Here is an 8,969-nt window from a genome sequence, read left to right as displayed (position 1 = left end):
GGAACTGGCCGACCTGACGGTGATCAGCGCGACCGACGGCAATCACGGTCGCGCGCTGGCCGCCGCCGCGCGCGCGATCGGCTGCGGGTGCGTGATCGTGCTGCACGCGAACGTCGAGGCCGAACGCGAACGCGCGATCTCGGCATACGGCGCGCGGATCGTGCGCATCGAGGGGAACTACGACGAGTCGGTCGTCTGCGCGGCGCAGCTTGCGCAGGCGAACGGCTGGTATGTCGTGTCGGATACGTCGTACGACGGCTACGAAGCGATTCCGCGCGACGTGATGCAGGGCTATGGCGTGATCGCCGCCGAGGCGGCCGCGCAGGCGGCGCAGGACGACGGGCGGCCGTTCACGCACGTGCTGCTGCAGGGCGGCGTGGGCGGCCTCGCCGCTGGCGTTGCGAGTTACCTGTGGGAGCGCGATGGCGTGCAGCGGCCGCATTTCATCGCGGTCGAGCCGCGCCAGGCTGATTGCCTGTACCAGAGCGCGCTGGCAGGGCGCGCGTCCAAGGCGACCGGCAGCGTCGACTCCGTGATGGCCGGGCTCGCGTGCGGCGAGGCGTCGCCGCTGGCGTGGGATTTCCTCGAGATGTGCATCGACTACTTCTTGCTGATCGACGACGAAGACGCGGTGCAGGCGATGCGCGGCCTCGCGGCCGGCAGCGAACGCGACGTGCCGCTGGTGGCCGGCGAATCGGGCGCGGCCGGCGTCGCGGCGCTGGACGTGCTGATGCGCGACCCGGCGCTCGCGCGACAGGTGGGGCTCGACGCGCATTCGCGCGTGCTGGCGATCAATACGGAAGGCGCGACGGCGCCGTCCGTGTACCGGAGCTGCGTCGGCGAGACGGCCGACGCCGTGCTCGCGCGGCAGCGAGACTGGCTGGACCGCGCGGCAGTGGCGGCCTGAACGACATCACGACCGATCCCGATCGACTACGACTGACGAGGCTAACGCCATGGACGCAACCGAAGAAAGCACGCTGCAGGGGCAACTGAAGACGTGGCGCCGCCATCTGCACCAGCATCCGGAGACGGGTTTCGAAGAGGTGAACACGTCGGACTACGTCGCGCGCATCCTGACGACGCTCGGGCTCGACGTGCATCGCGGGATCGGCGGCACGGGGCTCGTCGCGAACCTGACGGCCGGCACCGGCAAGCGCGCGATCGGCATCCGTGCGGACATGGATGCGCTGAACATCGCCGAGCACGCGCCGGGCCGCGAACATGCGTCGCGCACGCCCGGCAAGATGCATGCGTGCGGGCACGACGGCCACATGTCGATGGTGCTCGGCGCCGCGCAGTTGCTGGCCGAGCGCAAGGATTTCGACGGCACCGTGCGTTTCATTTTCCAGCCGGCCGAGGAGCATGGGCGCGGCGCGAAGGCGATGATGGCCGACGGGCTGTTCGAACGCTTTCCGGTCGACGCGATCTTCGGCGCGCACAACATGCCGGGCATGCGCGCGGGCACGTTCTCGACCCGGGCGGGCGGCATCATGGCGAGCGAGGACAACTTCGTGATCCGGATCGACGGGCGCGGCACGCATGCGGCGCGCCCGCACATGGGCATCGATCCGATCGTGATCGGCGCGCAGGTCGTGCTCGCGCTGCAGACGATCGTGTCGCGCAATCTCGATCCGGGCCAGCAGGCGGTGATCTCGTGCACGGAGTTCATCACCGACGGGCTGCGCAACGTGCTGCCGTCGACGGTGACGATCAAGGGCGACACGCGCAGCTATTCGCGCGACGTGCAGGCGCTGCTGGCCACGCGGATGCGCGAGATCAGCGAAGGGATTTGCCGCACGCACGGCGCGACCTGCACGTTCGAGTACACGCACGAGTTCGCGCCGACGGTGAATTCGCCGGAATGGGTCGATACGGCCGTGCGGGCCGCGGCGCAGGTTGCGGGTGCGGATGCGGTGAATGCCGATGTGCAGCCGATGATGATCTCGGAAGACTTCGGCGCGTTCCTGCAGGCGGTGCCCGGCAACTTCGTGTTCATCGGCAACGGCGAGGCTGCCGGGCGCGGCGGCGTGCCGCTGCACAACGCGGGCTACGATTTCAACGACGAGATCCTGTCGATCGGCGCACGGTATTTCGACGCGGTGGCGCGGCTCGCGCTGCGCGAGCCGCGCCGCGCGGCCTGAAGAACGATCGCCGATCGCCGGCTTCCGAAATGGAACGCGTGATCGGCGATCGGAGCCGCTCGGTGCCGGATCGCGACGGTCTACCGGGTTAGCGCGTCGTAAACCTTGCGCCCGCTGACCCAGGTCTCATGTACCCGGATTTCGCGCAGTTGGTAATAGCTCCCTCCCGGCGTGGCCTGCAGGGGATCCTGTTCCAGGATCACGAGGTCGGCCTGCTTCCCTTCTTTCAAGGAGCCGATCTGATCGTCCAGGTGGCATTGCCAGGCCGCGTCGATGGTCACCGCACGCAGCGCTTCGGCCGGGCTCAGGCATTCGGCTTCATTCAGCACCGCCAGCTCCGGGTCGGCTTCCATGACCCGCCCGATTGCCTGGTCCATGTAACGCAATGGCCCGAGCGGGGAGACGAAGCGGTCGCTGTGCAGGCTGATGCGAAGACCCTCGCGCAGCGCCGACTTGCATCGATCGAGCTTCTGCGCGCGTTCTTCGCCCAGAATGGTCTTCTGGAATGCGCGCCCCCAGTAGCCGACATGGCCGATCAGGAAGCTGGGCGAGACGGACAGCCGCTTCATCGTGCGCAGGTCGTCGTCGCTGAGCAGCGACGCATGCTCGATCCGGTGGCGCAACTCGACCGGTGCCTGGCTGGGTTGGGGCGGGACTGACGGCGGGGGCGGAACCTTGCTCAGCGCCAGCTGGTAGGCGGCCAATACATTGGAGATGGCTTCATCGCCGTTGGCATGCGTCATGACCGGCCATTCCGCCGCGACGACTTCCTGCATGATCTGAGCCAGTGTTTCGACCGGGGAGAAGTTGAACAGGCCGTTCGGTCCCACGCCGGGAACACTGTGTTCATCGCAACACTTGTAGGGCTGGCGTTGCAGGCCGGTCAGCCCCTGGTTGGAGCCGTCGGCGATCAGCTTCATGGCCCGGATCGAAAACAGGGCCTCGGGCCCGCTGTCCAGTTGGGGCTTGAAGTGCTTCAGCCACATCGACCAGAGATCGTTGTTGCCGAACAGGGCCGCGCCGAGACGAACCGTCATCCATGGCGTTTGCGCGAGCGCCTTCATCACGACCACTTCGAAATACCCCATTCCCATTCCCAGGCCGGCATCGAACAGGGTGGTAATGCCGCGCTTGTTCGCGTCATACAACACGTCACGAATGCTGACGAGCAGATCGGCCGGCTTCGGTGACGGCATGCATTTCATCACCAGGTCGACCTGCGACTCGGTCAGCACGCCGTCGGGCTCGCTGTCCTGGAGGCCGGCGGCTTGCAACGCGGCGCTGTTGGCGTAGGCGAGATGTCCGGAGGCATTGACCAGGAACAGGCACACGTCCGTGCTGATCGTGTCGAGCCACGCACGGTCGAGGTTCAGCCATTCGCTCATCAGCGACGGATCGACGCCGATGCCGGCCACCCACTTTTCCTGTCGTTGCTTCGCATCGGCGACAGCCTTCCCGAGCTCCTTGCGGATAAACGCTTCGCCGTAGTCGCGACGCAACATTTGATCTTCGAACGGCGACAGGTTGACCCACGGCTTGATCTGGAAAACCGCGCTGGGCAGGATATGCATGTGCGGGTCGATCAGGCCGGGCAGCAAGGTCTGGCTGTCGTTGAGCGTCTGCTCGCGCGCGTCGGGGAAGGATGCCCGTACCCGCCGGCGTACGTCGTCCAGCGTCCCGGCGGCGATGACCTTGTGGTCGGCGATACCCAGCGCGTCGACCATCCTGCTGGTGTCTTCCGGGTCCGGATAGATGCGTCCACCGTGAAAGATCACGGCTTCGGGCGCCCGGTGCGCTTCCGTCCGGCTCAATTCCTTGAGCAGATCCTGCCATTCGTGTTCGCCCTGGCCAAGGGCGGTTGCGACCAAATGAGGGCTGCAGCATGCACATCCGAGCTGGTGTCGATGGAACATGATTGAATCCTTTTTGGTTTCTGATGCGTTGGATTGATTTATTGTTCGCTGCCTATCATTTCGGAATTCGAAACATTTTGAAGAAAAATACATCGGGTATCGCGATACGGCATTGGTGCGACTTGCTTCGGGAACCCCGCCCGCGCATGACGCGGATGCAGCATTCGACGCGATGGTGCCGAGACCATGATGCGTCAATGCTGAATCGTATGTATAAACACGGCGTGCGTACGGATCAAGATCAAAATCCGTACACGTTCCGACGGCTTGCGGGATGCGCGCTGATCGGCATGAAGGTCGCGCAGGCGGTGCGCGGCCCGGCCGGGTTCGGTTCCCGGCGGGGTCCGGTTCGGCGAATCCCCTGGGCCACGCTTGCCGCGGCGCTTTCGACGCGACCTGCACCTTGACCGTGATGCGCCGCCCGGACGCGCGGGCCCGAAACGGGCGCGATGGCGGCGATCTCGTGATGCGGCTCGTGCCCGCTGCGGCGTCGAGTGGCGACACGCAGGTCGGGGCCGACAGCGGGCCCCTTAGCCGGATGGCCCGCGGGCCGCGACCGGGGTAACGCAACGCGCATGGGCCGTTGCGTTACGCCGTCACACCAGTTCGCCGAGGCACGCGTCGAACTGCGTCAGGAGCCGGTCGACATCATCGGCCGTCGTCTGCGGACACACGAGCATCATGTTGTGGAACGGCGTGATCAGCACGCCGCGATTCAGCAGGTACAGGTGCACGATGTGTTCGAGTTCGCTGTCGAGCTGCGCGCCGGCGAGCGTCCCGTTGCGCGGCGGCGCGGGCGCGAATTGAAACTCGGTGCGCGCGCCGATGCGCGTCACGCACCACGGCAGCCCGTGCTTCGCGATTGCCTGTTCGAGCCCGGTCGCTAGCCGCGCGGCGAGTTCGAACATGTGTGCGTACGCCGCGTCGGTCGCGACTTCGGCCAGCGTCGCACGCATCGCGTGCATCGCGAGCATGTTCGCGGTGAGCGTCGTGCCGATTCCCGAATGGCCGGGCGGCGCGTTCAGCTTCGCCTGCTTCGCGCGTTCGGCAAATTCCGCGCTGAACCCGTACACCGCGCACGGCACGCCGCCTGCGATCGGCTTGCCGACCACCAGCATGTCCGGCTCGAGTTCGTGCGCGACCGCATAGCCGCCCGGGCCGCTGCTGATCGTGTGCGTTTCGTCGATCACGAGCAGCGTGCCGTAGCGGCGCGTCAGTTCGCGTGCGGCCTCCCAGAAGCCCGGATCGGGCAGCACCATTCCGATGTTCGTCATCGCGGGCTCGGCGAGCACGCAGGCGACGTCGCCGCTTTTCAGCGCCGCTTCGAGCGCAGCCAGGTCGTTGAATTCGACGACGCGCGTGTTCGCGAGCAGGTCGTACGACTGCCCGAGCAGGCTGTCGCGCTGCACGGGGCGGCCATCGACGAGGTCGACGAACACGTCGTCGACCGTGCCGTGGTAGCAGCCGTTGAACACCACGATCGTATTGCGGCCGGTGGCCGCGCGCGCCCAGCGCAGCACGAAGCGGTTCGCGTCGCTCGCGCTCAGCGCGAACTGCCAGACCGGCAGCTCGAAGCGGCGCGCGAGTTCGCGCGACACCCACGTGGTGTCCTCGCTCGGCAGCATCGTCGTGTAGCCGCGCGTGGCCTGCTCGACGAGTGCGCGTGCGACCGGTTCGGGTGCATGGCCGAACATCGCGCCGGTGTCGCCGAGGCAGAAGTCCACGTAGCGATGGCCGTCGACGTCGGTGAACGTCGCGCCGCGCGCTTCCTTCACGTACAGCGAGAACGGTGTCGACCAGTCCTGCATCCAGTGCAACGGCACGCCGAACAGCAGATGCTCGGACGCTTCCGCGGACAGCGCGCGGGAGACCGGCATGGCTTCGGTGAATGCGCGGCGCTCGCGATCGAACAGCGCGCGGGCGCGGATGAGGTCGACTCCGTGACGGGAAGGCAAAGGCAGCTCCTGGGCTGTGAAGGTACGGAGACGATAGCGCGGGCGCCGGGGGGATGAACAGGGGCGGAATTACGGAGGCGGGTTGGCGGTGGCGGGGCTGACAGGGCGAGGCCAAGGCGCAGACATTTTTTTAAAAGTTTTTGCGCATAAACCGGCGAGGGTCGGCCCGGCCGGTTTTATTGCATGGAAAGTTGGTGGGCGCTCACATTCTTGGCGCCCGATCGGAGGTGGGCGAGGCGGGCACAAGGACACATCTGGCTGATTCTCACGATGCCCGTTCGCCGTCGTATCCCCGTTATGCCAGCGTCTTGACCATGTGGTGCTCGTCGTAAAACCGCCCGTCGACGAACAGCGACCTTGGCTCCGTACCGAACCGCACGAACCCCTGCGACGCATACAGCCGCTCTGCGTTGGCGTTGACCTCGTTCACGCACAGCATCAACTGCTTGCATTCCCATTCCTGCGCCGCGTGCGCGGTCGCGCTTTCGAGCAGCGTCTGCGCGATGCCTTGCCCGCGATACGCGGGATCGACGAACACGCCCCAGATCGTCGCCTTGTGCGCGATCTTCACGCGCGCATCGCGGCGCACGCCGGTGATGCCGACGAGCGTGTCGCCGTCGAACGCACCGAACACGGCACGTTCATGGGTCGGCGTGATGCGCGTCGCGAATTCGTCGACCGGCACCTGCGATTCTTCGTCGAGCGTCGGCAGGAACGAGGTGGGGGCGGTGTCGACCGCACGCAGGCGAACGGTCTGGAAACGGGCGGCGTCGGCCGCATCGAGCAGGCGGGTCGTGATCGTCATCGGGGGGATTCCGGTTGAAGGTCGTGCATGCCGGCGCGGGCCGCTGCGGCCGCGGGATGCATCGTCCTTATCGTAATAGGAATCCGGGTGTCGTGCGGCGACGTTCGGCCGGCCGCGTGCCCGATTTCAAATCACGTCGCGCGGCCGCTTTGCATCGCCGTCGACGCAGCACGCGAGCACCTCGGCATCGGTGTCGCCGAGGCTCAAATACACGTGCCCGACCGCGCTGTCGAAATACAGGCTGTCGCCGGCGCCGAGCCGGTACGCATGGCCGTTCTCGAAGCGCAGCTCCAGCTCGCCGCTCAGCACGAACACGAACTCCTCGCCGCTGTGCCGGATGTAGTCGGCGAAGTCCGACAGCTTGCGCGCATGGATCCGCCCGCGCACGGGCACCATCCGCTTGCCGGTCAGGTCGTTCGCGAGCATCCCGTACGCATAGTTCGGCGTGTCGTAGACCATCTGCTGGCCGGCCGGCGTGAACGACGGCGTCATCGCGCCGGCGGGCGCGGGGCGGCCGAACATCGTGTCGAAGTCGAGCGCGAGCGCATGCGTGAGCGCCGCGAACTTGTCGTAGGTGAGCGCGATGTCGCCGCGCTCGGCCTTCGAGATCGTCGACACCGCGATACCGGAACGCTCGGACAGTTGCGCGAGCGTCAGGCCGCGCGACTTGCGCGCGTCGCGCAGCCGCGCGCCGACCGTCTGGTGGTCGAGCTGCGGCGCGGCGTCGGTGGGCGGCGGAACGGGGGCGGTGGATTTGGGCATGCGGATACGGGGCGCGACGTGCGTGACGTGAATACGGGTTTTGTCGTATACGAGAATAAATTTTCTCGTATATGATAATTTTCGTCGAAATCGCCGACGGTGGGCGTGACGGCCACTCTAGCATCGGACGACGCGAAACTCGCGGGGCCGGTGCGGCCGGCGTGAACGACACGTGTGCGTATCGGCGCAGCTCGCCCGTGCGGCGGTTGCCCGATCCGGCGCACGACAGCGATCTTTCCCAGTCATTTCCCCGGCTGTTCGTGGCCGGGCTCGCGAAGGTGGAATCCATGTCCAGTGAAATCAAACGTCTGCAGACCGGCGCACGCATGAGCCAGGTCGTGATCGCGAACGGCTTCGTCCACCTGGCCGGCCAGGTGCCCGATACGGCCGGCGCGCCGATCGCCGTGCAGGCGACCGAAATCCTCACGCGCATCGACGCGCTGCTCGCCTCGGCCGGCGTCGACAAGACACGCGTGCTGACGGCCAACGTGTGGCTCAGCGATGCCGCGCACTTCGACGCGTTCAATGCGGTGTGGGATGCATGGGTGCCGGCCGGCCATGCGCCGACCCGCGCGTGCGTGCAGGCGTTGCTGATGAAACCCGGTCTCGACGTCGAGATCGCCGTGACCGCACTCGCCTGACGCCGGCGCCGTCCGCCCCGAGGAACTCCCGATGACATTCGACACGCTCGTCCTGGGCGGCGGCATGATCGGCGTGTCCGTTGCCGTGCACCTGCAACAGCGCGGCCTGTCGGTCGCGCTCGTCGACCGCAAGGCGCCCGGCAACGAGACGTCGCTCGGCAATGCCGGGTTGATCCAGCGCGAAGGCGTGTATCCGTATGCGTTTCCGCGCGGCTTCGGCACGCTGCTGAAATACGCGTGCAACCGCTCGCCTGACGTCCGCTATCACGTCGGCGCGTTGCCGAAACTGATTCCGTTCCTGTACCGCTACTGGCGCAATTCGCATCCGGCGCGCCATGCCGAGATCGCGCGCGCCTATGCGCCGCTGATCGAACACTGCGTGACCGAGCATCGTGCGCTGATCGAGGCGTCCGGCGCCGGCGCACTGCTGCGCGAAGGCGGCTGGCTGAAGGTGTTTCGCACGGCTGCGACACGCGATGCCGAAACGCGCGACGCCGAGCGCTGGCGCGCCGAATACGGCGTGACCTTCGATGCGCTCGATGCGGCCGCGCTGCGCGACGCGGAGCCGAACCTGAGCCGCGCGCTCGTCGGTGCGCTGCGCTATCCGGACTCCGATTCGATCAGCGATCCGAATGCACTCGTGACCGCGTATGCGCGCCACTTCGAACAACTCGGCGGCCGCATCCTGACCGGCGATGCGCTGACGCTGTCGGCCGCGAACGGCTGGCGCGTCGACACCGCGCAAGGCA

At 66.9% G+C, this 8,969-nt stretch carries 8 protein-coding genes; 4 read left to right on the top strand and 4 right to left on the bottom strand.

The window, feature by feature from the left end; translation table 11 throughout:
* Together G3N99_RS28570 and G3N99_RS28565 are read left to right on the top strand one after the other, a co-directional pair.
* The coding region (locus tag G3N99_RS28570; RefSeq protein ID WP_206124061.1) for a diaminopropionate ammonia-lyase at nucleotides 1–907 on the top strand (907 nt) is incomplete at its 5' end.
* A 49-nt stretch (nucleotides 908–956) separates the two neighbouring features.
* Nucleotides 957–2,144 (top strand): M20 aminoacylase family protein, encoded by a 1,188-nt coding sequence (locus G3N99_RS28565; protein ID WP_206124060.1) that lies wholly within the window; start codon nucleotides 957–959, stop codon nucleotides 2,142–2,144.
* An 80-nt stretch (nucleotides 2,145–2,224) separates the two neighbouring features.
* Here the strand turns inward: G3N99_RS28565 and G3N99_RS28560 are convergent, their stop codons facing one another.
* From G3N99_RS28560 to G3N99_RS28545, 4 genes are all read right to left on the bottom strand, one after another.
* Nucleotides 2,225–4,012, bottom strand: a complete 1,788-nt coding sequence (locus G3N99_RS28560) for an amidohydrolase (RefSeq protein ID WP_241011898.1) — start codon at nucleotides 4,010–4,012, stop codon at nucleotides 2,225–2,227.
* Nucleotides 4,013–4,653: 641 nt separating this feature from the next.
* Entirely contained in the window at nucleotides 4,654–6,012 is a 1,359-nt protein-coding gene (locus G3N99_RS28555) for an aspartate aminotransferase family protein (protein WP_206124058.1), read from the bottom strand.
* A gap of 295 nt (nucleotides 6,013–6,307) precedes the next feature.
* Nucleotides 6,308–6,817 carry a GNAT family N-acetyltransferase gene (locus G3N99_RS28550; RefSeq protein ID WP_174984917.1) on the bottom strand — a complete coding sequence of 170 codons (510 nt, stop codon included), beginning with the start codon at nucleotides 6,815–6,817 and terminating at the stop codon, nucleotides 6,308–6,310.
* A 126-nt stretch (nucleotides 6,818–6,943) separates the two neighbouring features.
* Nucleotides 6,944–7,579, bottom strand: a complete 636-nt coding sequence (locus G3N99_RS28545; RefSeq protein WP_174941873.1) for an XRE family transcriptional regulator — start codon at nucleotides 7,577–7,579, stop codon at nucleotides 6,944–6,946.
* Between the two features lie 287 nt (nucleotides 7,580–7,866).
* Between G3N99_RS28545 and G3N99_RS28540 the strand changes: the two genes are divergently transcribed.
* Nucleotides 7,867–8,220: a RidA family protein gene (locus G3N99_RS28540; RefSeq protein WP_043186509.1), complete on the top strand. Its 354-nt coding sequence runs from the start codon at nucleotides 7,867–7,869 to the stop codon at nucleotides 8,218–8,220.
* A 31-nt stretch (nucleotides 8,221–8,251) separates the two neighbouring features.
* On the top strand, nucleotides 8,252–8,969 hold a 718-nt coding region (locus G3N99_RS28535), incomplete at its 3' end, for an FAD-dependent oxidoreductase (protein WP_206124057.1).

It is taken from the genome of Burkholderia sp. Ac-20392 (genome assembly GCF_017104585.1).
Taxonomy (GTDB): domain Bacteria; phylum Pseudomonadota; class Gammaproteobacteria; order Burkholderiales; family Burkholderiaceae; genus Burkholderia; species Burkholderia lata.
This window is presented reverse-complemented; position numbering and strand designations above follow the sequence as displayed.